Annotated in this window: 19 protein-coding genes, 1 tRNA gene and 1 pseudogene; 11 read left to right on the top strand and 10 right to left on the bottom strand. The window is 47.7% G+C overall.

The window, feature by feature from the left end:
• Positions 1-106: 106 nt before the first annotated feature.
• From HQ50_RS07385 to HQ50_RS07375, 3 genes are all read left to right on the top strand, one after another.
• The gene (locus HQ50_RS07385) at positions 107-841 is read left to right on the top strand and encodes a porin family protein (RefSeq protein ID WP_039429399.1); all 735 of its coding nucleotides are present in this window, start codon (positions 107-109) and stop codon (positions 839-841) included.
• Positions 842-995: 154 nt separating this feature from the next.
• Positions 996-1,742: a glycosyltransferase family 2 protein gene (locus HQ50_RS07380; protein WP_018964836.1), complete on the top strand. Its 747-nt coding sequence runs from the start codon at positions 996-998 to the stop codon at positions 1,740-1,742.
• A 59-nt stretch (positions 1,743-1,801) separates the two neighbouring features.
• Positions 1,802-1,875 (top strand) — tRNA-Arg (locus HQ50_RS07375).
• A gap of 198 nt (positions 1,876-2,073) precedes the next feature.
• Here the strand turns inward: HQ50_RS07375 and rplT are convergent.
• The 8 genes from rplT to HQ50_RS07335 all read right to left on the bottom strand — a co-directional run bounded on the left by rplT (position 2,074) and on the right by HQ50_RS07335 (position 13,510).
• The gene (gene rplT, locus HQ50_RS07370; RefSeq protein WP_012457918.1) at positions 2,074-2,421 is read right to left on the bottom strand and encodes a 50S ribosomal protein L20; all 348 of its coding nucleotides are present in this window, start codon (positions 2,419-2,421) and stop codon (positions 2,074-2,076) included.
• A gap of 112 nt (positions 2,422-2,533) precedes the next feature.
• Complete coding sequence (rpmI, locus tag HQ50_RS07365) at positions 2,534-2,731, bottom strand: 50S ribosomal protein L35 (protein WP_004584226.1); 198 nt, start codon at positions 2,729-2,731, stop codon at positions 2,534-2,536.
• Between the two features lie 77 nt (positions 2,732-2,808).
• Positions 2,809-3,414 (bottom strand): translation initiation factor IF-3, encoded by a 606-nt coding sequence (gene infC, locus HQ50_RS07360; RefSeq protein WP_018964837.1) that lies wholly within the window; start codon positions 3,412-3,414, stop codon positions 2,809-2,811.
• 100 nt (positions 3,415-3,514) lie between these two features.
• The gene (thrS, locus tag HQ50_RS07355; protein ID WP_039429397.1) at positions 3,515-5,476 is read right to left on the bottom strand and encodes a threonine--tRNA ligase; all 1,962 of its coding nucleotides are present in this window, start codon (positions 5,474-5,476) and stop codon (positions 3,515-3,517) included.
• Between the two features lie 291 nt (positions 5,477-5,767).
• Positions 5,768-7,477 carry a S41 family peptidase gene (locus HQ50_RS07350; protein ID WP_039429395.1) on the bottom strand — a complete coding sequence of 570 codons (1,710 nt, stop codon included), beginning with the start codon at positions 7,475-7,477 and terminating at the stop codon, positions 5,768-5,770.
• Between the two features lie 74 nt (positions 7,478-7,551).
• Positions 7,552-8,640, bottom strand: coding sequence for a phosphotransferase enzyme family protein (locus tag HQ50_RS07345; RefSeq protein ID WP_039429394.1), 1,089 nt, complete (start codon positions 8,638-8,640; stop codon positions 7,552-7,554).
• Between the two features lie 76 nt (positions 8,641-8,716).
• Positions 8,717-12,088 carry a glycoside hydrolase family 2 TIM barrel-domain containing protein gene (locus HQ50_RS07340; RefSeq protein WP_039429393.1) on the bottom strand — a complete coding sequence of 1,124 codons (3,372 nt, stop codon included), beginning with the start codon at positions 12,086-12,088 and terminating at the stop codon, positions 8,717-8,719.
• Positions 12,089-12,103: 15 nt separating this feature from the next.
• Entirely contained in the window at positions 12,104-13,510 is a 1,407-nt protein-coding gene (locus tag HQ50_RS07335; RefSeq protein WP_039429390.1) for a Gfo/Idh/MocA family protein, read from the bottom strand.
• Between the two features lie 708 nt (positions 13,511-14,218).
• Between HQ50_RS07335 and HQ50_RS07330 the strand changes: the two genes are divergently transcribed.
• From HQ50_RS07330 to HQ50_RS07295, 8 genes are all read left to right on the top strand, one after another.
• Positions 14,219-14,773 (top strand): nitroreductase family protein, encoded by a 555-nt coding sequence (locus HQ50_RS07330; RefSeq protein WP_018964844.1) that lies wholly within the window; start codon positions 14,219-14,221, stop codon positions 14,771-14,773.
• On the top strand, positions 14,766-15,578 hold the full coding sequence (locus tag HQ50_RS07325) for a Rossmann-like and DUF2520 domain-containing protein (RefSeq protein ID WP_052074919.1): 813 nt from the start codon (positions 14,766-14,768) through the stop codon (positions 15,576-15,578). Before HQ50_RS07330 ends, HQ50_RS07325 begins: the two co-directional genes overlap by 8 nt.
• Positions 15,579-15,594: 16 nt before the next feature.
• Positions 15,595-16,116 carry an HAD family hydrolase gene (locus HQ50_RS07320; protein WP_004585207.1) on the top strand — a complete coding sequence of 174 codons (522 nt, stop codon included), beginning with the start codon at positions 15,595-15,597 and terminating at the stop codon, positions 16,114-16,116.
• Between the two features lie 41 nt (positions 16,117-16,157).
• Positions 16,158-16,757 carry a Maf-like protein gene (locus tag HQ50_RS07315; RefSeq protein ID WP_039429389.1) on the top strand — a complete coding sequence of 200 codons (600 nt, stop codon included), beginning with the start codon at positions 16,158-16,160 and terminating at the stop codon, positions 16,755-16,757.
• A gap of 57 nt (positions 16,758-16,814) precedes the next feature.
• Positions 16,815-16,967 carry a 50S ribosomal protein L34 gene (gene rpmH, locus HQ50_RS07310; RefSeq protein ID WP_004585205.1) on the top strand — a complete coding sequence of 51 codons (153 nt, stop codon included), beginning with the start codon at positions 16,815-16,817 and terminating at the stop codon, positions 16,965-16,967.
• Positions 16,968-17,227: 260 nt separating this feature from the next.
• The gene (locus tag HQ50_RS07305; RefSeq protein ID WP_039429387.1) at positions 17,228-18,409 is read left to right on the top strand and encodes a T9SS type A sorting domain-containing protein; all 1,182 of its coding nucleotides are present in this window, start codon (positions 17,228-17,230) and stop codon (positions 18,407-18,409) included.
• A gap of 54 nt (positions 18,410-18,463) precedes the next feature.
• A complete protein-coding gene (gene serB, locus HQ50_RS07300) occupies positions 18,464-19,705 on the top strand; it encodes a protein-serine phosphatase SerB (protein WP_039420568.1) in 1,242 nt (413 codons plus the stop codon).
• 11 nt (positions 19,706-19,716) lie between these two features.
• Positions 19,717-20,019, top strand: a complete 303-nt coding sequence (locus tag HQ50_RS07295; RefSeq protein ID WP_039420566.1) for a Dabb family protein — start codon at positions 19,717-19,719, stop codon at positions 20,017-20,019.
• Between the two features lie 105 nt (positions 20,020-20,124).
• Here HQ50_RS07295 and HQ50_RS07290 read toward each other — a convergent pair whose 3' ends face one another.
• Complete coding sequence (locus HQ50_RS07290) at positions 20,125-21,510, bottom strand: T9SS type A sorting domain-containing protein (protein ID WP_235317954.1); 1,386 nt, start codon at positions 21,508-21,510, stop codon at positions 20,125-20,127.
• Positions 21,511-22,533: 1,023 nt separating this feature from the next.
• Positions 22,534-22,765: pseudogene (locus HQ50_RS07285) on the bottom strand (IS5/IS1182 family transposase); the annotation flags it as partial.

Genomic DNA, 22,765 nt, shown 5'->3' with positions numbered 1-22,765 from the left:
CACGAACGAGGCGTTCTAACACCGATTCGCGCAAAAATACAATATCTTTGCTGCATAAGACGTTGGTTTTACACACCAAATAAAGAATTGAAGATTATTCCCTCAGATGCAATTCTTATATAATTCACGTTTTTCGTTGAGAATCGCTCTCCTTTGTCTGATCTGTGCTTTGGCCGGTCGTACCCTTTCGGCGCAAACGGAAAAAGTGCAGAATCGTCCCTATGCGGACTACAAACGCTATCATCTTGGATTCCATGTAGGGATGCATGCCCAGGATTTAGTTATCTCGAACAACGGATTCGTGCCGGAGGGAAGTACATCGGCTCCGATATTTGCCCAAATCTCCAAGTATTCGCCCGGGTTTTCCGTTGGCGTGATCGGCGATATGTTCCTCTTGCCTAATTTGAATTTGCGTCTCCTGCCGGCCTTGCACTTCGGGGACAAGCAATTCGTCTTTTCCGATGGAGAGAAGTCTGTGGCATCTTTCTCGGTTCGATCCAATTATTTGGAGTTTCCTTTGCTGCTGAAATACAGTTCCAGACGCCTGAATAATATACGTCCATACATCATTGGTGGTCCTTATTGGACCATGGAGTTGGGGCGAAAGAAGGGGTTGGAGATTTATACCAAAGCCAATGATTATGGGGTACAGATCGGCCTCGGTTGCGATTTTTACCTGCCATTTTTCAAGTTGTGTCCCGAACTGCGCTTTAGTTTTGGCTTTCCCGACGTTATTATGCACGAACGTCCCGATCTTTTGGATGATTATAAGCTCATCTATACGCAGTCCATCAGGCAGGCACGCACTCGAATGATTATGCTTACGTTCAATTTCGAATAATTTGCGCACCATATTCGAAACAGCAACGCATAATCCCAGGCGAACAAAATAGGAATCGCTTGAGTTTTTAATTCGGTAAGTGATGCTTTTGCAAGCATTTCTTGCTGCGTGAATTTGTGTGTCGAGATCCGATACCTATCCTTTGGGGAATATTATGGAAGAGAATAAACTTGTTTTTTCAATTATTACAGTCTGCTATTGTGCAAGGGACGTTATTGCCAAAACAGCCCAAAGTGTACTTTCGCAGACATACCCTAATATAGAATACATTGTTGTTGATGGAGCTTCTCCCGACAATACAGCTGAGGTAGTACGTTCGCTGTCTTCGGATATCAAACTAATCAGCGAATCGGACAAAGGATTATACGATGCTATGAATAAGGGACTCCGTATGGCTACGGGAGACTATGTTTGGTTTCTGAATGCGGGCGATCTTTTGCCATCCAATGAGCTTGTCGAGACGATAGCCAACGGTATTAAAGGCTCTTCAATGGGATTGCCAGATGTTCTTTACGGTGATACCATGTTGATTGATGCCGACGGTAAGGAGAAAGGTTTGCGACGACTTCGTCCTCCTTTCGAACTTCAATGGAGAAGTTTTGCCGATGGGATGTTGGTTTGTCACCAGGCTTTTATTGCTAAGCGATTGATTGCACCTCCATATAATTTGAAATATCGGTTTTCAGCCGATTTCGATTGGTGCATTCGCATTCTTCAGGCGGCTCGCAATGTGGTGAATACAGAGATGATCTTGGTACACTCTTTGGACGATAGAAGAGGTGTAACCTATAAAAACCATAAGGCTTCGCTCAAAGAAAGATTCTTGATTATGATGCATTACTACGGTAGCAAGAAGTCGATCATGAAGCATCTGAGCTTCTTTTTCCGTCGCAAGCGGTAAGCCACTTGACAGAAATCAATCCCAAACGGAAAGAATTTTGTACTTTTGTGCAGCAAAAAGGCCTGGTAGCTTAGCTGAATAGAGCGTCAGATTCCGGTTCTGAAGGTCGCGGGTTTGAATCCCGCCCGGGTCACAAAGTCTTACAAATGACTATGCCGAAGAGAGAAGTCTCCCTTCGGCATAGTCTGTTTTTAGTCCCTTGCGCACTCCTGTCTCTCTTCTCTACTTTGCCAGTAGTACGTATGAAACAAAAAAGATGTGCCAAAATCTTTTTGACACATCTTCTTTATGTTACTTTGACCACCACCTCAATAAGAGGTGTGGCAAGCATTTAGTTTTTTACTTTGGCTACAATAGCTCTGAAAGCTTCAGGGTGGTTCATCGCCAAATCAGCGAGAACTTTGCGGTTGATTTCGATACCGTTTGCATGGAGAGCACCCATCAGGCGAGAATATGACATCCCTTCCAAACGAGCTGCAGCGTTGATACGCTGTATCCACAGAGCACGGAAATTACGTTTTTTGTTCTTACGGTCGCGATAGGCGTAGGTCAAACCTTTTTCCCACGTGTTCTTAGCAACCGTCCATACATTCTTACGAGCACCAAAATATCCGCGTGTGAGCTTCAGAATTCTTTTGCGTTTAGCTCGTGATGCAACGTGATTGACTGATCTTGGCATAATACTAATTGTTTTTGATTGGCAGCGGCTTCGGTTTTAATAAACCTACGCACTTGATAAAGCATGCCTCTCTGTTAAAAAAATCGTTGTTAGTTTGCTTTGAAAGAGTTTGTTATCGGAGACAAAGGAGTTGCTTAACGGCATTCTCATCTACCTTGTGTACTGTGGAGAAGTAGGTGAGGTTACGCTTTTGCTTCTTCGTTTTCTTTGTCAAGATGTGACTCTTGAAAGCGTGCTTACGCTTGATTTTACCTGTTCCGGTAAGGGCGAACCTCTTTTTGGCACCGGAGTTAGTCTTCAATTTAGGCATTTTCCAACACTATTATTATTAAACACTTCTTGTTATTCCACTGCTGTAGGACAGGTCTTGTCGGACAGCGGTGTTTTTTATTCTTCTTCGGTTTCTACGGATTCTTTGACTTGTTTAGAAGTCTCCACCTGCGTTTTCGGTGGTGTATGTCCTTTTTTTGATGCGGATTTGGGCGTAAGCATGATAGTCATACGCTTACCTTCCAAAATAGGCATTTGCTCTACGCGAGCAAAGTCTTCCAAATCATTGGCAAAACGAAGCAAAAGAACTTCTCCTTGCTCCTTGAAAAGGATTGAACGTCCACGGAAAAATACGTAAGCTTTTACCTTAGATCCTTCTTGCAAAAACTCTTTCGCATGTTTGAGCTTGAAGTTGTAATCGTGGTCGTCCGTCTGGGGTCCGAAACGGATCTCCTTGATTACGATTTTCACCGATTTGGCTTTCTGTTCTTTAGCCTTCTTCTTCAGTTGGTAAACAAACTTCTGATAGTCGGTAACACGGCATACGGGCGGATCAGCATTTGGTGAGATCTCGACTAAATCCAAATCTTGGCTTTCGGCAATGCGTCGTGCTTCTTGGATGTTGTACACACCTTGCTCCACATTGTCACCGACGAGACGCACCTCTTTCACTCGGATTGCTTCGTTGATCCGATGTTGATTCTTCGTTTTATCGATTGCCATTCAAAATGTTTAAGAGGGGGAAGGGCCGGTTATGCCGATTTCCCCTTTGATAATTGTTTGAATTGTTGTTACCTTATTATTGTTTCTGAAAAAGGAAGCTTTAGTTTTGATAATCTTTACGCCAAGCGCTAATCATATCATCCACTTCTTTCTCGATAAGCTCGGCAAAGGTAGTAATTTTCATAATACCCATATCTCCTTCGCCTTGTTTGCGTACTGATACCTCTTCCTTCTGGCTTTCATTTTCGCCAACGATGAGCATATACGGAATACGTTTCAACTCATTGTCCCGTATTTTTCGTCCGACCTTTTCATTCCTGTCGTCCACCTGTACGCGGATATCTCGCTGGTTCAATTCTTTAGCCACACGATGAGCATACTCGTTGAAGCGCTCGCTTACGGGCAGGACAACAACCTGATCAGGCGTGAGCCAAAGCGGAAATTTACCTGCTGTGTGCTCTATGAGTACAGCAACGAAACGCTCCATCGAACCGAACGGTGCACGATGGATCATCACAGGGCGATGCTTTTTATTGTCTTCACCGGTGTACTCTAGGTCGAATCGTTCGGGCAGGTTGTAATCCACCTGAATGGTTCCCAACTGCCAACGACGACCCAATGCATCTTTGACCATAAAGTCCAACTTGGGACCATAGAACGCAGCTTCACCGTATTCTATGACAGCGGGGAGACCTTTTTCTTCACAAGCCTCGATGATTGCGCGCTCGGCACGCTCCCAATTCTCTTCGCTTCCGATATACTTCTCTCGGTTTACTTTATCCCGAAGTGATATCTGTGCTTCGAAGTTTTTGAAATCAAGAGCCTTGAAGATGATGAAAATGATATCCATCACCTTGCAAAATTCTTCTTTGAGCTGATCCGGACGGCAGAACAGGTGTGCGTCGTCCTGCGTGAAACCTCTTACACGTGTCAGCCCATGCAACTCTCCGCTTTGTTCGTAACGATATACTGTTCCGAACTCGGCCAAACGAATCGGCAGATCGCGGTAGGAGTGTGGTGTGATCTTGAATATCTCACAGTGGTGAGGACAGTTCATCGGTTTTAGCATGAACTCTTCTCCCTCCTGCGGTGTATTGATCGGGCGGAAAGAATCCTGTCCGTATTTGGCGTAGTGCCCGGAGGTGATGTAGAGATTCTTATTGCCGATATGCGGCGTCATTACCTGTTGGTAGCCAAAGTGCTTCTGTATTTGCTTTAGAAAATCTTCCAGACGCAAACGCAACTGTGTGCCACGGGGTAACCAAAGTGGCAAACCGGCACCTACATTCTGAGAGAAAGCAAACAGCTCAAGCTCCTTGCCAATCTTTCTGTGGTCACGCTTCTTGGCTTCTTCCAAAAGTTCGAGATATTCATCCAACATCTTTTTCTTGGGGAAGGTGATCCCGTAGATTCGCGTCAGCTGTTTTCTTTTTTCGTCACCGCGCCAATATGCGCCGGCTACGCTTAGAAGCTTGATCGCTTTGATGTAACCGGTATTGGGCAAGTGCGGGCCACGGCAAAGGTCGGTAAAACCACCTTGCGTATAGGTTGTAATCGTGCCGTCAGCAAGTTCGCTGATCAGTTCCACTTTATATTGGTCATCCTTATCTCCAAACATCCGAAGAGCGTCGGCCTTGGCTATATCGCGTCGAATGATTGTTTCTTTGCGAGCAGCCAAATCCTGCATTCTTTTTTCAATGGCAGGGAGGTCGGCATCTTTGATAGAAATGCCTTCGCCCGGATCCACGTCATAGTAGAACCCGTTTTCGATAGCAGGTCCGATGCCGAATTTAATACCCGGATACAATTCTTCCAATGCTTCGGCCATCAAGTGGGCACTGGAGTGCCAAAATGCATGCTTGCCTTCCGCATCGTCCCATTTGAATAACTTCACTTCTGCATCTTCATTGATCGGGCGATGCAGATCCCACGTTTGTCCGTTTACGCCTGCAGCCAATACATCTTGCTGCAAACGTGGGCTGATGCTACCGGCTATATCCCAACCAGTAACTCCCGCTTCATATTCGCGGAAGTTGCCATCGGGAAAGGTAATTTTGATCATATCGTTATGTTGTCTATTTCGTTTCTTGTTCGGTAGAGGGTATAAGTCTCTACATACTTATCTATGCGCGCAAAAGTACGACTAATATATTTAACCATGAAAGCTCCGCAAGGTTTGTGTAGAGCAACAATTTTTGCATAATCCATTTGTTCACTTCTCCGCTAAGACCTTTTGAAACCAAGAATAATAAGGCTTTCTTGAACGATGAGCTTGACAATCGCAAACAAACGAACTCCGTCGATTTTGTGCAAAACGTTCGGAGTTCTATTCTGTAATACCCTCTTTTTAGGCTTATCCCTTACTCTCTGCTTTCGGGCCGGCAAGGATCTGTCGAATTTGTTCCGGATGGTCTTTCAGCAGCTTAATAGCTTCTTTGACTACCTTGTCTTCCGGCAAACTCTGGCGGATGCTGCCTCGCTCGTAATAATAGCGGGTAACAATTTCGTTGTTCAGATAGTTGGTTATCTCTTTCTTGAATCGTAGCAGGTCGCGCGACAGGTTGGGTTTTAGCTTTTCGCGTAGAGCTTTAAGTTCCGAATTGGCTTCGGGCAGGTAGCCTTCTATCTTGGCCAATTCCTCCAGTTTGTCAAGCATCTTGCCGCTCTGACGGTCATAGTCGAACTTCTTTTCTTCCATCATCTTACAGAAAGCCGCATAGTCTTCGCTCGTTATCGAAAAATCCTCCGGCTTGGCAATCGTTTTATGCTTGAGCACATAACCTGTAACGAAATCGAATACGTCATTGTTGACTGCTATATAATAAAGTAGTGTAGCAGCTGTATCTTGTTTGACCTCGATATCGGGCAAGATTCCTCCCGCATCTTCTACGCGTCTTCCGGCAGCGGTGTAAAAGATTTTGTGCAGGCTGTCAGGAATAGCTGTAGCCACACCCGTCCGATTGGTGCGGCTGTAGTCCATGCGCTGGATGCACCGTCCGCTTGGGATGTAGTATTTGGCTGTGGTCAATTTGATTACACCATTGTATGGAAGCTGGCGCGTAGTTTGTACCAGCCCTTTGCCATAGCTCTTTTGTCCCATCAGTACGGCCCTGTCCATGTCTTGCAGTGCTCCGGCTACAATCTCAGAGGAGGATGCCGATTGGCCGTCGATCAGGACTACAATCGGGAGCTTCGTGTCGAGCGGTTCTGCCAATGTGCGGAATACGGATGCCGACTCTGCGATGCGCCCCTTGGTAGTTACCACCTCTTTACCTTTGGGGACAAACAGATTGACTATCTCTATGGCGGCCTGCATCAGTCCACCACCATTGCCTCTCAAGTCCAAAACGAGACTTTTCGCTCCTTGCTTGTCGCGCAGATCCAATAGAGCCAAACGCACCTCTTCAGCACTTTTGTCCGTAAAGTTGTTCAGCCGAATATATCCTACCGAACCATCGAGCATACCGCTGTAAGTGACAGAGTTCATGATCACTTTTCTTCGTTTTACCGAAAAAGTGCGCGGTTTGGTCTCGCCGTAGCGCATCACTGTCACATTTGCAACGGTACCGGCTATGCCTTTCAGTGCTTGGCTTACTTTCGGTGTGGTGGATTTTCGGAAGTCTTTACCATCGATGGTCAGGATGCGGTCGCCGGCTATCAACCCTGCTTCGTCTGCGGGCATTCCCTCCATAGGGCGTTGGATGATCACAGAGCTGTCGGGTCGCTGCGATATGATAGCTCCGACTCCGGCATACTCACCTGTAGTCATCAGTTTCAGTTCATCCATTTCCTCGTAAGGAATATATTCGGTATAGGGATCAAGCCCCCCCAACATCGCATCTATACCGCGCCGAGTCATTTGATTGATACTTATGGTGTCGACGAAATACAGCCTGACGTTACCGATGATATTGCTAAGCACATCCATCGACTGTACATACTCATTGCGGCTCCGATCTTCTTCGGTGAGTTTGTTTGTCTTGGACTTCTGTGCACAGGCAGTCATAAAGCTGCCGGTGATAAAGATCACCAGCAGGGACAAAAACAGATTGGTCTTTTTCATGCGCGCTAAGGTACAAAACTTTCGTAGTACCGAATTGACAAAAAGATACATCCTATTCGTATGGGGTAAAAGGCTTATCGGCCAAGGCATTGGTTGATAAATGCTTGCATCTGAGGCATGTACTCCTCCACGCTCTGTAGCAGCTTGAACTGTGCACGAGTACGCACCAGATTGTGCTCGGGGTACTTGATCTTATAATACATATCACCGTTGATGTAGTCCGTCAGGAAGCGTACACACTGCATATAGGGAAAGAGTGCCGCGGCGTACGGGAGATTCTCTATTTCGATGTCGGTGAGGAAAGAGCTTGCCCCCTTCAGGTATCCTTCGGTAAAGGCCTTGAAGATTTCCATGTCGAAGTTTACACGGTCGAGGTCTTTGTCGTCCTCCTCGCCGGTATTGGCTCCGGTACGGAGAAAGTCGCCATAGTCGGAGAAGATAAAGTTCGGCATTACGGTGTCGAGGTCGATGACGCAAAGTACATGTCCGTCTTCGTCGAAAAGCATGTTGTTTACCTTCGTGTCGCAGTGACATACCCGTTTGGACAGTTTTCCTTCGCGATGCAGACGCTCTGCCTTGCACATTTCCTCTGCTCGCTTTTCTATTTCATCGATATAGTAACGAACTTCCTCAACGCGCCCTGCCGGATCAGCCTTCAAGGCATCGTGTAGCTGGCTGAGCCTGAACTCCATATTATGGAAATCGGGAATGGTTTCGCCCAATTTGTCGGGTAAATCCGACAGCATGGCTTGGAAGTTGCCGAATGCTTGTCCTGCATATCGCGAGTATTCGGGTGTTACCGCCTCGAAGGTTTGTGCTCGGGGAATGAAAACCATCATCCGCCAATAGTTTCCTCCATCGTAATAATATGTCTTGTCCCCATCGCTTGTGACGAGGGTGAGCACTTTGCGTTCGATATCATCGGCTCCCGATTCGGTCAGCTTGTGCCGGATGTGTGCAGTTACGGCCGTAATATTGGCCTGTAGCATTTCCACATCTTTGAATATGGTGTGATTGATTCGTTGCAAAACGTAGTCAGGTGCATCGGCTTCGGCTGTTACTACCTTGTAAGTATCATTGATAAGACCGGCACCTAAGGGTAGGATCTCTGCCACGCCTCCCTCGGTGTGGAAATGTGCTACTATTTCATTCAGTTGCTTCATGCGTTATGCTGTATTTTATTCTGTATAGATCTATGAGTGTGGGTGATACTCTCGTTGGTTTCACTATTCCTGTCGCTTAGTAGGCGTATCGGGTGGCAGTGGTCATTTGGCTGGCTGACCGTACCGGAAGAAGGGTAAAGCCCCAACTGTATTCCCGATTGGCCGGTAGGCGGTGCTGAGGTTCGGGAAGAGCCGACCAGCTATCGTATCCTCCTACTCCTTGTTGTTTCATATCCACGCACACCTCTACGAAGTCGCGCACGGGCACATCATTGACGTGATGCTGCCGACGGAGGACGTTGCGAGCTTTGCTCTCATCTCGGCTTTGTATCTCGGCCGGTGAAAAGTTGTTCCATTGGTAAGGTCTGTGCTTGGCTTCTTCCGAATCGAAGTCCTCGATAGCTTGCCGAAGAGCGTTGAAGCCGATCGTTTCGTCGGCTACTATGCCCAAGCCCAAGCCTCGTCCGTGCAGCATCAGCCAGCGTGTATCGGTACGATGCCCGTTCTCTTGCGGACGTACATAGTTATAGTACATCCTGTCGGCAGCAGTAGTGTACAAGCCTACGGTCGCCCCGTAATTGCGGTCGATATAGTTCTCATCCGGCCCTCTTCCGAAGTATCGTACCTCATTCATATCCGCAGGAAGGCGGAAGCGCACACCTATACGAGGCACTTCGAGGGAAGAAGCTTCCTTGCGCAGAGCTTCTCTGCCGGGGGAGAATGTAGCGGTTCGGGTAGCTTCGGACCATTCGTATTCGTCGGTCTCCATATCCGTCGAAGAGAATCGGACTTTCACGTTCACCACGCCATCGGGATATATTTTATAGGTCAGGCCATAGAGGTTGCCGGCATCAAGCAGATAGGTCGCTTTGAGCAGGACGGCATTCCCTTCGGTGGCTAATCCTGCCTCGACTACATGGAAGTCTCGGCTCGACTCCTTCCATATCTGCAGGCGTCGTGGAGCACCGTTGCCGTAGTCGTTGTCGGTGGGGGCACGCCAGAAATTGGGCTGTATGCCGAATCCGTCTTGGAAAAACTCCTGACCATCCACCCTATAAGAGGTTACCAATCCACTCTTTTTGTTGAAAACGAAATGGACTTTGGACGAAACGACCCTCAATTCATCTCCTTCTGTGCTTGTGCGTAGGGTAGGGCCTGCGGCACGGTAGGTAGTCTTTTGGGCTTCGATGGGAAGTCGGAATTGATCGTAGGCGATCTCGTATCCTGCGGGAATCAGTGGCTCTGCTTGTAGAGTCTGCACGCTGAAATCGACAAAGTATTCTACACCGGCCATCGGCTTGAGCTTAGCTACGGGTATGGTAATATCCGATGAAGTCTGAGGGGCCAGATCTAAGCTGATGACCTTGCTTTGCATGGCTTTGCCATTGGCTGATACCGTATAGCGCAGGTGATATTTCTTGAGGTTGGTGAAGTAAAATCGATTCGTGATGCGGAAGTGTCCCTTGGCTGCATCCACTGCTTCGAAGCCTATGTTTTGATGTACATACTTCACCTCCTGCATGGCAGGGTGGGGAGTGCGGTCGGGATTGACCAGTCCGTTGCAAAGGAAGTTGCCATCGCTCGGTGCATCCACTCCGAAGTCTCCTCCATAAGCCCAATAGGATTTCCCCTTATCGTCAGTGCGCAGGATGCCCTGATCCACCCAGTCCCAGATGAAGCCGCCTTGGAGGTTGGGGTACTTGTAGATAGCCTGCCACTGCCCCCACAGGTTGCCGGTGGAATTGCCCATGGCATGAGCGTATTCCGAGGGGATCACAGGGCGATCGCTACCGGCCTGCCCGATGCCTTCCAACCATTTCGCATCGGGATATTGGGGCACATACATGTCCGTATTCCACTCCCATTGGGCACGCTCGTAGTTTACGGGGCGCGCCATCAGATCGCGATCGGCCTCTTTCAGCCAGAGATAGGCCTGATAGAAGTTGTACCCGTTGCCTGCTTCATTGCCGAGCGACCAAATTGTGACACATGGATGATTCTTGTTGCGTTCGAACATATTCGCTATACGATCCATATGAGGCTTCAGCCACTCAGGGTTATTGCCCAAGGTGCCCCCACGGCGCAGGTTGTAGTACATGCCGTGGCTTTCGATATTGGCCTCGTCGTACACGTAGAGTCCGTATTCGTCGCACAGCTCGTAGAAACGGCGATCTTGCGGGTAGTGTGCCAGCCGGACGGCATTCAGATTGTGCTGCTTCATCAGCTCCAAATCCCGGCGCATCAGCTCCTCGGGTACGTAATGACCGGTGACGGGATTATGTTCGTGCATATTGACCCCTTTAAGCTTGATGGGCTGTCCATTGACAAAGAAGCATACGTAGGGCATACCGTTGGCCGCTTTTTCCTCTATCGGCTTGATTTCGATCCTGCGAAAGCCGACACGGAACGGTATTACCTCGGTGACTTGGCCATTCTCCCGTACCGTCATCAAGAGCTTATAGAGGTAGGGATGCTCCGACGTCCATGTATGTACCGCATTCGGCCGAGCTTGGAAAGAGAGGGTGCTCTCTCCGCCGGCAGCTATGAGGGTCGAACGGGTTTCGGTGGCGATAGCCTTCCCTTCGGCATCGAGCAGCTCGTACGTCAGAGACAGCTCGGAGGCTTCGCTACGGCGGTTTCGCAAGTCGGCTTTCAGGGAGAATATACCATTGCGGTAGCTATCATCGAGTGTAGATTTGATCCTGAAATCCTTCACTGCCGCCTTGGGCTGTGCATAGAGGAATACATCGCGTTCGATGCCACTGATGCGCCAGAAGTCCTGACACTCCAGATACGAGCCGGTACTCCAACGATAGATCTTGAGCGTGAGTATGTTTTTTCCGGCATGGATATACGGATTGATGAGAAATTCGGCCGGATTCTTGGAGTCTTCGCTGTAGCCGACTTCCTGCCCGTTGATATAGACGTAGAGTCCGGACTTGGCTCCGGCTATATGGAGATAGATGTCGCGCTCCATCCAGTCCGTGGGTACTTCTATCTCGCGCCGATATACTCCTACGGGGTTGGCCTCCGGCAGCTTGGGCGGCTGCGGATTGCGAGGCTGGAACTCGTATCCGTGATTGGTGTAGATGGCCACACCGTGCCCCTGTATCTCCCAGTTGCCGGGGACTTGGATGTCGTACCATCCGTCTGTATTTGCCGAGCTATCCGTTATGCCGGCAGGCAGATGTGCCTCGCTCTCGGCATAGAAGAATCGCCACGTGCCGTTCAGAAGACGATAGTACGAACTCTTCTCATACTTGCCGGTGAGAGCTTCGCTTCGGTCGGCATAGGTCATGAAGGACGAACGCGCCGGTTCTTTGTTTACGCTTACTGTACGAATGTCTTTCCAGTATGGAAGCCCCGACTCTGCGATCTGTGCCTCTGCACCGAAAACGACACTTGCGGCAGTCAAAGTTGCCGCAAGTGCCAATAGGAAATTCCTCATAGTGTCCGATTGTCTTTACTCTGCCATTGCGTGCCGGTAGCCCTTTACTTTATCCCAATTGCCACGCGTGAAATCGGGGATGGCTACGGGGGCAGAGCCGTTTTTGATGGAGATGCGGCTTAGCTCCGCCAGACAACACCATTCGGCCAGATCGTACACATCCATATCGAGGGGCAGGCCATTGCGGAGGCAATAGATGAGACGATAGTCCATGATGTAATCCATGCCGCCGTGTCCGCCTACTTTCTTCGCTGTCTCTTCCAGCTCGCGATGGATGGGGTGTTTGTATTTTTCCATCAAAGCCTTCTTCACCTCCTCCGATACGGGGCCGTGGGCATTGAGCTTTTCGTGGTCAGGGGCTATGTTGGAGTCCACTTGCGTGGGACGGAGGCAGTACATCTCCAGCGGGTATTTGTCTGCAAATCCGTCTGTTCCCACGGCTTGGTACTTGCGGCTATAGGGGCGGGGAGTCATTACATTGTGCTGGATGAGGATGGTCTTGCCCTTTTCCGTGCGGATGAGCGAGGTTGTCTGGTCGCCGTTTTGGAAGTCGGTCACCACCTCTCCGGTCTTCTTCTTGATGTATGCCGGCCCGTTCACGGCTTTCGTGTCCATGGCTACGATGGTCTTCATGCGGTCGCCGCGATGGATGTCGAGCAGTTGGCACGCCGGACCCATACCATGGGTGGCATATACATCGCCACGATGCTTGCGGTTGTAGTCCAGACGCCAGTTGTTCCAGTAGTAGGGCCAGAAGTCTTCGAGGTTGTGGATATAGGCCCCTTCTGCATGCAGGATCTCGCCGAATACACCTTGGTGAGCCATATTCAGCGTGGTCAGCTCGAAAAAGTCGTATACGCAGTTTTCGAGTTGGATACAGTGTTTCCGTGTGCGCTCGGAAGTGTCGATGAGCTTCCATATCTCTTCGAGCGTCATGGCTGCCGGCACTTCGATGGCGGCATGCTTGCCGTGCTCCATCGCATATACGCCCATTTCGGCGTGGGTTTTCCAGTCTGTGACGATATATACGAGGTCGATGTCCTTGCGTTCGCATAGTTTCTTCCAGGCGTCCTCACTGCCGGAGTATGCTGCCGCTTTGGGTAGTCCGGCTTTGACGAGGATCTCTTGGGCTTTTTCCACACGTTCGGGGAGCACATCGCACAGCGCTACCACTTGCGCTCCGGGGATTTGGGTGAATCGCTCCACTGCACCCGGCCCACGCATGCCGAGACCGATGATCCCGATACGTACCGTTTCCAGTTTGGGCGTTACTAACTGCAAAACGTGCTTCTGTCCCGACGGGCGAGCAGGCGTTTCTACTTGGATGGGGGCATGTCCGGATACTACTTTCCGGGCATGAAGGGCAGTGCTTACTGTCAGGGCTAAGCCTATGCAGAGCGACAAAAAAACTTTGTACACCATATTTATAAGGATTTCTTTTGCGACAAAGATAAATCTAACCCATCGCAACCACAAACCATATTCCCGTACCTCTGCATGCATACTCGAAGAGGGGAGGCGATAGTAGATTGACGTGTACTGATGCAAAAGGATTCTGTGCTGCACCGCATGCCTTCACGAAGGCGGATACTTTGCCGGAGCACTCGTTCGTAGGGAGGTAGTATACACGGCACAGATCACTGCAATAAAAGAAACAATCGTTCCCGGCCGGAAAAAGTTTTTTCTGCAGTACGGAAAAGTTAAAATGCCACTATGCAATTCTTTATTCAAAGGCTTCGGATATATAAACAAAGGTTTCAAATATATATCCAAAGGCTTTGTTTATATATACGAAAGCTTTGGATATAGCTTTTCCGGCCGGGCAATTTATTTTTGTCGGCTGTCGGAGAAACTTTTCCCGGCCTGAAAAAAACAATCCAACGGCGACGAGTAAACCGATATAAACGTCTGAAAAAATAAGCGGTTGTCAATAAATTTTTCAAAGGCCTCCAAAAGTGAAATTTTCTCGCACTACGTTTTATGGGGGCCATAAATGGGCTTTTTCTTGCTCGTGATCGAGTCCTTTTAAGATGTGGAGTCCATCGGGTTCGATCGGGCGTACTGCCTTGTCGCTATTTCTCGTGCAGATGGGAAGATAGCCAAGAGGGCTATTTGTATATCTTTGTCTATATGAAATCATTTGCAGAGTTAATAGAGAATCGCCGCTCTATCCGACAGTTTTCGGAAGAGCAGCTTTTGCCCGAGGATGTGCAGGCTCTGATGACAGCAGCATTGCGCGCTCCATCCGGCAAGAACAGGCAACAGACCCGGTATATACTGGTGGAAGACCGTGACAAGCTGCAAGTGCTAAGCCTGATGAAGCAGCATGGTTCCCGTTTCTTGGCGGATGCTGCCTTGGCTGTAGTGGTGCTGGGATCGCCCATGTTTTCCGAGCGTTGGCACGAAGATGCTGCGATAGCCGCTACCTATATCCAACTGCAGGCGGAGGATCTGGGGCTGGGCAGCTGCTGGTGTCAGGTCTTCGGATCGCTTACACCGAATGGGCAGGAGGCCACTCAGTATGTGCGCAATACGCTGAATATCCCCTATCAGTTGGAAGTCCTGTGTATCATTGCCATCGGACACAAAGCCGAGCACAGGGATCCGCGCCCTGCATCGGAATTGAAGTGGGAGAACGTTTTTATAGGCGAATATCCCGATTGGGAGAGTGTGTCGCATGATTGATCCTGTAGGACTGCCCGATACTTTCGTGCGCATAGTGCTTGTCGGCAGTGGAAATCTGGCTACCCGAACGGCTTTGGCCTTGTCCGAAGCCGGCAATCCGCCCATTCAGGTATGGAGCAGGAATGCCGAGCATGCCGTGAGGTTGGCATCCATGCTGCCGGGAGCAACCGCTACCGACCGGGCAGAGGAGCTAATCTGCGATGCAGATCTTTATCTCCTTGCGGTGAGCGACCATGCCCTCGAAACCGTAGCTGCTGCCCTTCCGTCCACAACGGGAATATGGGCGCATACGGCAGGCAGTATGCCGATGGATGCCCTGCGCCCTTATCACGAGACGATCGGTGTATTCTATCCGCTTCAGACATTCAGTCGCGAACGCCGAGTGGACTATTCCTCCATACCTATATATATAGAGGGTAGCGATGAGGCCGTGGTACGACTGTTGGAGTCTGTCGCTCGTCTTATCAGCAGGGACGTTCTCCGCTGTACATCGGAGCAGCGACTCTATCTCCACTTGGCTGCTGTTTTTGCCTGCAATTTCACGAATCATCTCTATGCCCTAAGTGAGCAAATGCTGGCCGCACATTTCCTGCCACCGCGCTCTCTGGCTCCTCTTATCGCAGAGACTGCGGCCAAGGTGCAGGAAATGTCCGCCACTGAGGCACAGACCGGGCCGGCCAAAAGAGACGATACAAACACTCTGCAAAAACATCTCGGTCTGCTCGACCCATATCCGGATTGGCAGGAGATCTATCGGATGCTTAGCGATAGCATTCGGAAAATGTACGGACCGAAAGAACAATAAACCCCATCTTAATCTCATGAGTAGTATTCCATTCGACCTGAAGTCCATACGGGGATTCGTCTTCGATGTGGACGGAGTGATCAGCCATACCGTTTCGGCTATGGATGCCGAAGGCCAACCTATGCGAACGATGAATGTAAAAGACGGTTATGCCATGCAATATGCCGTCAAGCAAGGCTTCTTGCTGGCCATCATCACGGGCGGATACAGTCCGGCCATAGCCAAACGGGCAGAATATCTCGGTATCAAACATGTCTATATGCGTTCGTCCAACAAGGTGGAGCAGCTCGAACACCTCTTGCAGGAGACCGGGTTGAAAGCCGAAGAGATAGTCTATATAGGGGACGATATACCCGATCTGCCGGTGATGCAGAGGGTGGCTTTGCCCGTTGCCCCGGCGGATGCAGTGCCGGAGATCAAACAGGTGGCCAAATACATATCCCATTGCCGAGGAGGAGAGGGCGTCGTCCGCGATGTCATCGAGCAAACGCTCAAGGCGCAAGGCTGCTGGGCACAGGGAAATGGGTTTGGATGGTAGAGGACGGAAGTCTCTTTGATCGAAAAAAATCTTGTTGTTTTATGCTGGACAATCTGAAGAAATATAAGATCGTACTCGGATCGCAATCGCCCCGAAGAAAAGAACTCCTCTCCGGTCTCGATATTCGATTCGAACAAAAGGCCATGCCGGACATCGCAGAAGATTACCCTGCCGACCTCGATCCGGAGAAAGTACCGCTCTATCTTGCTCGAATGAAGGCTGAGGCTTATCGATCGAAAGGTATGATGCAGGACACGACCTTGTTGATTACGGCCGATACGGTGGTCATTATCGATGGTGCCATTCTCAGCAAACCGCAAGACCGGGAGGAGGCTGCTCGGATGCTACGTACATTAAGCGGGCGTACCCATCAGGTGGTGACCGGTGTGTGCGTCAGCCACCGGTCGGAGACAAGAGCTTTCTCGTGTTCCAGCCTGGTAACCTTCGCGCATCTGAGCGATGAGGAGATCGATTATTACCTCGAACGCTACCGCCCCTATGACAAAGCCGGTTCGTACGGCATACAGGAGTGGATAGGCTATATCGCCATCCAGCGAGTGGAGGGTTCGTTCTACAATGTCATGGGGCTACCCGTTCATTTGCTCTATAATGAGCTGAAAGACTTTGGCGAATCAAATTAAAGTCCCTATATTTGCACCCCGAAGTGTAGGAATAACTAACAAAACAATATAAGAGCAATGAAAAGAACATATCAACCCTCTAACCGTAAGAGACTGAACAAGCATGGCTTTCGCTCTCGTATGGCAACGGCAAACGGCCGTCGTGTATTGGCTGCTCGCCGTGCAAAAGGCCGTGCCAAACTGACCGTTTCTGACGAATTCGTAGGCTAATACCTTCGGGCAATACGGCTTTCTCTCTTTTATATTCGGCGACTTCTCCGGATCATTTGTAAGAGGGAATAAAAGGAAAATCACTCATCAAAAAGAGGCTGTACTCGTGGTCGAGAGACCGAGTACGGCTTTTTTTGTATTTCTCTCTCTCTTCTATGGTGTCAAATTTGTATGCCGATACCGCACAAAGAGCGATTTACTTATGGAATGAAACATTATATTTGCTCGGAAAAATAAAAACAGCAACTAACAAGTAACAAATGAAACGATTACTCTCTCTTTTCCTTTTTGCAGGACTCGTAGCCGTAGAAAACGTATCTGCTCAGTCTCCCCAAATCCCTCAAATAGATGTACAAACTCGCATAGCAAGAGATGCACGCTATCGGTTGGACAAGATCAGTGTTCCCGATTCTCGCGAAGTTTTCGATTATTTCTATGAAGAAGGAACCATACCGACCAAGATACAGAGATCTATCGGTGGTATGGTCTCTAATGTAGACTCGCTTTTCTACGAGGATGACAGATTGATACAAGTACGCTATTATGTGAATATGGACAATGCTCTTCAGATGCGCCAAGTGGAAGATTACATATACGATGGAGATCGGTTGGTCCTTCGGGAGTTCAAGAACTCCCCATCAGATGAGATCGCTTTAAGAAAGGAGTTCTATAACTATTTCTGTGGTAGCAATCTTCCTTTTGAAACAACGACAGAAACAAGCGATGGATATTTTCAAAGTCGTGCGATAACCTATCGCAACAACAAGATCGCGAGAATAAACATCATGACTCAGGAAAACCCATCGGCCGACTTGATCGAAACGGGTAGAATGGTATATGAGTTTGATGCCAATAATGATGCTGTACTGCTTCGTGACAGTGTATTTCTTCCTCTTCAAAACAAGTGGGTAGAAATGTTTACTCACCGTTATACATACGACAATAAGCATAATTGTATTCGTTGGGAGCAAGATGAATTTGGTGTCACCAAGTACGCCAACAACTTCGAATATGATACGTCGATCTCTTTATCTTCCGTATTGTTCCCCACGCATGAAGAGTTCTTCCGCCCTATTTTGCCCAGTTTCATGAAGCATATGCGTACAAAGCAAACGTATTTCTATAACTCCGGAGACGGCTTGTCCGAGGTGTGCGATTACAACTATTTCTATACCGATATGCAGGGCAATGCTCTGACCGATGTCGCAGTAAGCGAAGCGATCAAGATCTATCCTCGTCCTGCCACGGATTTTCTGCGTATAGAAGGGTCACAACTGCTTCGTCTCTCTCTGTTCGACCTCAACGGTAAGTTGATTAGAACCACCGAGCTGACAGGCGATTTGGCCATTATCGGAGTTGCATCTCTCCCAAGAGGCACCTATATTGCTGAGGTTACAGCTGCAAACAACAAAATCGTACGCACGAAAGTGATACTTAAATAAGATGTCACAGGGCAGTTCGGGTACGTAAATCTTTCATCAAATAAAAACTCATATATGAGTGCAACACGAAAACTCATTTTAGCGAACATCCACGGAGTAGATAAGCCGGGTGTTACCGCTGAATTAACTGCCATCCTGGCTAAGCACAATGCCTTCATACTGGATATCGGCCAAGCTGATATTCACAATAACCTCTCGCTCGGAATACTCTTCCAGACAGACGAAAGTCATTCGGGATCGATCCTGAAAGACCTCTTGTTCAAAAGCTATGAGTTGGATGTGACTATCAGATTCGAACCCATCACAGAAGAAGCCTATAGCGAATGGGTGGGGATGCAGGGACGAAACCGATACATCATTACCGTCGTAGCTCGAAAGATCACGGCCGAAATGATTGCCGGCATTGCCCGATCCAGTGCCGAGCAGGGACTGAATATCGATGATATCAAGCGACTGACAGGACGTATTCCGCTCAATGAAACAGAGCGCTCTCCCAAAGCAAGTGTAGAGTTTTCCATGCGTGGAACTCCCACGGATATAGAGAAGCTACAGCGCAACTTTATGGAAATGGCCTCTCAACTCAACATGGATATTTCTTTCCAGCGTGAGAGTATGTTCCGCCGTATGCGTCGTCTTATTTGCTTCGATATGGACTCTACGCTGATCCAGACAGAGGTCATAGACGAACTGGCTATCAGGGCCGGTGTAGGCGATCGGGTCAAAGCCATTACCGAGAGTGCCATGAGAGGCGAAATCGACTTTACGGAGAGCTTCCGCCAGCGAGTGGCTCTGCTGAAAGGGCTTGATGTGTCTGTGATGCAAGAGATTGCCGAAAGTCTTCCTATTACTGAAGGGGTGGAGCGTCTGATGAAGATACTCAAGATGGTAGGTTTCAAGATCGCTATCCTTTCCGGGGGATTCATGTACTTCGGCAACTATTTGGCCAAGAAGTTCGGGATCGACTATGTCTATGCCAATGAATTGGAGGTAAAAGACGGTAAACTCACCGGCCGTTATGTTGGTGAGGTGGTGGATGGCAAGCGCAAGGCCGAACTGCTCAAGCTCATTGCTCAGGTAGAGAAGATAGACCTCATGCAGACTGTTGCCGTAGGCGATGGAGCCAATGACCTGCCTATGATTGGACTTGCCGGTCTCGGTATTGCATTCAATGCCAAACCGAAAGTAAAGGCCACAGCTCAGCAGAGCCTTTCCACGGTCGGTCTTGACGGGGTCCTATATTTCCTCGGATATAAAGATTCGCATATAGACGACGAATTGCTCACCGAAAAATTATAGCTTCCTGCACTATGATTAAACATATCGTGATGTTCAAGTTGGCAGGTTTTGACTCTGTAGAAGCCAAAAAGAAACACTTGCACCTGATCAAGGATGCACTGGAAGCCCTTGTGCAGGTAATAGAACCCCTGCGAAGCATGAGCGTTCGCCTCAATATGAATCCTACCGAAGAGTATGACTTTATGCTGGAGGCAGACCTTGATAGTCTCGCCGATGTCAAAGCCTATGCCGAGCATCCTGCTCACATGACCGTCGTTCGAGAGTTGATAGCTCCGTATAAGGACGGTCGGGCATGTATAGACTTCGAGATATAATTTTTTTTCGGATAGAAAAGACAATAAAGCAATCGGGGCAGCATCGGAGAGAGAAAAAATCTCTCACCATGCTGCCCCGATCTTTTTGTCTGTACTCGTGCGTCGTTATTGAACGATCACTCTTTCTGTAATATCACCGATCTGCAAGAGGAAAACACCTTTGAGATGGCTGATGTCTATCTGCTGGAAGATATTATCAAGCATAATTCTGTAAACAATCCGTCCGTTCATATCTATGAGGGATGCCACTTTTCCCACCATTTCTAACGGTATTTCTATCGTTAAATCTTTGGAGGTTGGTACGGGATAGATGCGGAAGTCTTGTGCTGCGATCTCGTCAGCAGCATTACTCTTTTTCATCAAGGCAGTCACCTCAGTATTCTTTTCAATAACGAATTGATACGGCTTTTCGATGCTTTGTCCGTTCACCAATACCTTATCGACTTCATATCCATCAGCAGGTGTAGGGTGGATGGTGATCGTATGTCCTCCAACCAGCATGGAACCACTGCTCAAAGATTCTCCATCGGCAGTCAATTTTATCTCCCCGTTTTCCGGCTGAATGATTGTAAGACTATACGCGGCGTTGGATTCGTAAGTAACTTCCATCTCATTTTCAGTCTCTTTGATCACAGCATGCGTATAACTATTCATGGATGGTAAACCTGAAAAATCCATGTAGTCTTTGGGGCCGAAGTATACTAAATAAACCAAACTTGATTTTGGGAAAAATGTTTCAGAGGCAAGTTTTTCTTTGTCATACTGGTAGTAACGCCAGAAATCTTCGCGCCCGGCTTTGATAATATCCAAATTCTCATTGTCGTATTCGAATATCCACTCCTTTTCTTCTCCTATACCTGCATGCCCTGGCTTAAATCTGATAGAGACTATTTTATTGACGTTATTGTACGTAAGTATTTCTCTGTTCAATTCTTCTCCGCTTTCAGTGTCTATCTGGATTACTTCTTTTAGAAGTCCTTTTTCGTTGTATACAAGATTCGTTGTACGCAGGTCGTACCACTCATTCGACATATGGTTAAATGCATCTATTTCTGCTTTGATCAGTTTCATATCGGTATCATAAAAGAAATCAATGCGTATATCCTCGACCAATTCCAGATTCTCATTGGGCATATGGCGTTTGAAATGGGTAATATACCCCATATCGTTCCGCTCATACTCATATTTCCCCAAAAGAGTCAGATCCAATCCCACATATTCTTCCTCTCGAATCATGTATCCGGCATCGTTGTAAGAGAATACTCTTTCCTGAATAGTTTGTCCTGTTTGGTTTTCTGAACGGATCTTTTTCAAGCGATTGTTCACCCCATATTCATAGAAAAAACAAGAAGAGAAGTTTTTTACTTTTGCGATTCTTTGTTTGAACTGTTGTGGGTTTGCATGGAAATAGTTTGGTGCCATTGTCTGCGCACCAGCATTCCATATCCATACGCATAAGAAAGCCATGGAGGCTAAAAAAAGTTTTTTCATAATGATTTTTCTCATTGGTTATTAGCGACACAAAGGTATTGGCCACCACCAGACAGGCCAATACCTACTTTGAGGTATTCTTTTTCCGTTTTTGTGCCTATTTAGGTATATTCGATGGCTTCTTTCAATCTACTTCCGATCTCCTTTTGAAAATCTAATGGCCGATAATTTTAATAGCTCTTATATTAAGTGTCGATATATTACAATCCATTCATGGGGTATGATTCTCTCTTTTTTATTATCCTTTTTCTGTCATGAAAATACGTGCCAAAAAAGTTTTCAACAGCGAAGATGTGTTTGGAATGATTCTAAATAAGCACCTATAGAGGAGTATAAAACGAGGCAAGAAAGAGTTGAAAATAGACTTTGCCAGATCAAAAGGTATTTTTCAATCTGCCACTTAATGATCTATATACAAATCATTTTCGATTTATATATAGATCGTTTTTACTTTATATATAAATCGTTTTCAATAAATATATAGGTCGAAAATAATTTCTATATAAATCGTTGGTCTATGATGCTCATTTCGTGAGTCGATAAAACGGAGGCACCCGTCGAATTCGTGGTCGAATGCAACGGGTGCCTTATGTCTTGAGGTGTCGGTATAAGAGCTATTAAGCTCTATTCTTCATACTAGCATTTGTTTTTGTAGGCAATGAAATATGCCGACCGATTTCGTGCGAGTAAGCTCGAATGAGCATTGGGCAGGAGTAGAGTGGATAACATGTCTTTTGTTTCTTTTATCAAAATATTTAATCTACGCTATGTTGCTCTATCGGTAGGAATACACGCCTTTCGGGAGAGCACCTAATTGTTCGCAAATATAGCAAAAAAAATACTCCCATGGCTAGGTTTCGGATTGTATTTGTTTGATCACCAACACCCTCTCGAATACATATATGTATTTGAATTATTTAGTCATCCCTTAAATAGCATTTGCAAGAGAGAAGTCATTCATCGATGGTCTCTCGCTTAGCTTTTCGCTTATTATTTTGAGCAGGTGCAAAAGAGCCTTCATGGCTCTTTTGANTTGGGAACATCCGGTATTAAAATCTGAGTGCCATTAACCTCTTTCTTACCCCGATAGCCCCTGTCGCCTGCCAGTATCTTGATCTTTCTCTGTGTGAGACGTTCTACTTGTGCCAACGAGGCTTCTATCGTGTGTCCATCATACTCATTACGAAATGATTGGGCACCAAGAATAAGCCCCGTAGCCGAGCGGATGATGGAGACCTTATTGCCGAATTCGTAC

This window comes from Porphyromonas sp. COT-052 OH4946, from assembly GCF_000765965.1.
GTDB lineage: Bacteria > Bacteroidota > Bacteroidia > Bacteroidales > Porphyromonadaceae > Porphyromonas > Porphyromonas gulae.
Note: the sequence above shows the minus strand (reverse complement) of the source record. Positions and strands in the feature narration are given on the sequence as shown.

What these genes read in the sequence shown, in the direction of transcription:
- thrS (WP_039429397.1), bottom strand. Translation starts at nt 5,476, where the DNA reads ATGATCAAAATTACCTTTCCCGATGGCAACTTCCGCGAATATGAAGCG.
- HQ50_RS07335 (WP_039429390.1), bottom strand. Translation starts at nt 13,510, where the DNA reads ATGGTGTACAAAGTTTTTTTGTCGCTCTGCATAGGCTTAGCCCTGACA.
- HQ50_RS07315 (WP_039429389.1), top strand. Translation starts at nt 16,158, where the DNA reads ATGCTGGACAATCTGAAGAAATATAAGATCGTACTCGGATCGCAATCG.
- HQ50_RS07385 (WP_039429399.1), top strand. Translation starts at nt 107, where the DNA reads ATGCAATTCTTATATAATTCACGTTTTTCGTTGAGAATCGCTCTCCTT.
- serB (WP_039420568.1), top strand. Translation starts at nt 18,464, where the DNA reads ATGAGTGCAACACGAAAACTCATTTTAGCGAACATCCACGGAGTAGAT.
- rplT (WP_012457918.1), bottom strand. Translation starts at nt 2,421, where the DNA reads ATGCCAAGATCAGTCAATCACGTTGCATCACGAGCTAAACGCAAAAGA.
- HQ50_RS07345 (WP_039429394.1), bottom strand. Translation starts at nt 8,640, where the DNA reads ATGAAGCAACTGAATGAAATAGTAGCACATTTCCACACCGAGGGAGGC.
- HQ50_RS07380 (WP_018964836.1), top strand. Translation starts at nt 996, where the DNA reads ATGGAAGAGAATAAACTTGTTTTTTCAATTATTACAGTCTGCTATTGT.
- HQ50_RS07350 (WP_039429395.1), bottom strand. Translation starts at nt 7,477, where the DNA reads ATGAAAAAGACCAATCTGTTTTTGTCCCTGCTGGTGATCTTTATCACC.
- rpmI (WP_004584226.1), bottom strand. Translation starts at nt 2,731, where the DNA reads ATGCCTAAATTGAAGACTAACTCCGGTGCCAAAAAGAGGTTCGCCCTT.
- infC (WP_018964837.1), bottom strand. Translation starts at nt 3,414, where the DNA reads ATGGCAATCGATAAAACGAAGAATCAACATCGGATCAACGAAGCAATC.
- HQ50_RS07330 (WP_018964844.1), top strand. Translation starts at nt 14,219, where the DNA reads ATGAAATCATTTGCAGAGTTAATAGAGAATCGCCGCTCTATCCGACAG.
- rpmH (WP_004585205.1), top strand. Translation starts at nt 16,815, where the DNA reads ATGAAAAGAACATATCAACCCTCTAACCGTAAGAGACTGAACAAGCAT.
- HQ50_RS07290 (WP_235317954.1), bottom strand. Translation starts at nt 21,510, where the DNA reads ATGAAAAAACTTTTTTTAGCCTCCATGGCTTTCTTATGCGTATGGATA.
- HQ50_RS07320 (WP_004585207.1), top strand. Translation starts at nt 15,595, where the DNA reads ATGAGTAGTATTCCATTCGACCTGAAGTCCATACGGGGATTCGTCTTC.
- HQ50_RS07295 (WP_039420566.1), top strand. Translation starts at nt 19,717, where the DNA reads ATGATTAAACATATCGTGATGTTCAAGTTGGCAGGTTTTGACTCTGTA.
- HQ50_RS07325 (WP_052074919.1), top strand. Translation starts at nt 14,766, where the DNA reads ATGATTGATCCTGTAGGACTGCCCGATACTTTCGTGCGCATAGTGCTT.
- HQ50_RS07305 (WP_039429387.1), top strand. Translation starts at nt 17,228, where the DNA reads ATGAAACGATTACTCTCTCTTTTCCTTTTTGCAGGACTCGTAGCCGTA.
- HQ50_RS07340 (WP_039429393.1), bottom strand. Translation starts at nt 12,088, where the DNA reads ATGAGGAATTTCCTATTGGCACTTGCGGCAACTTTGACTGCCGCAAGT.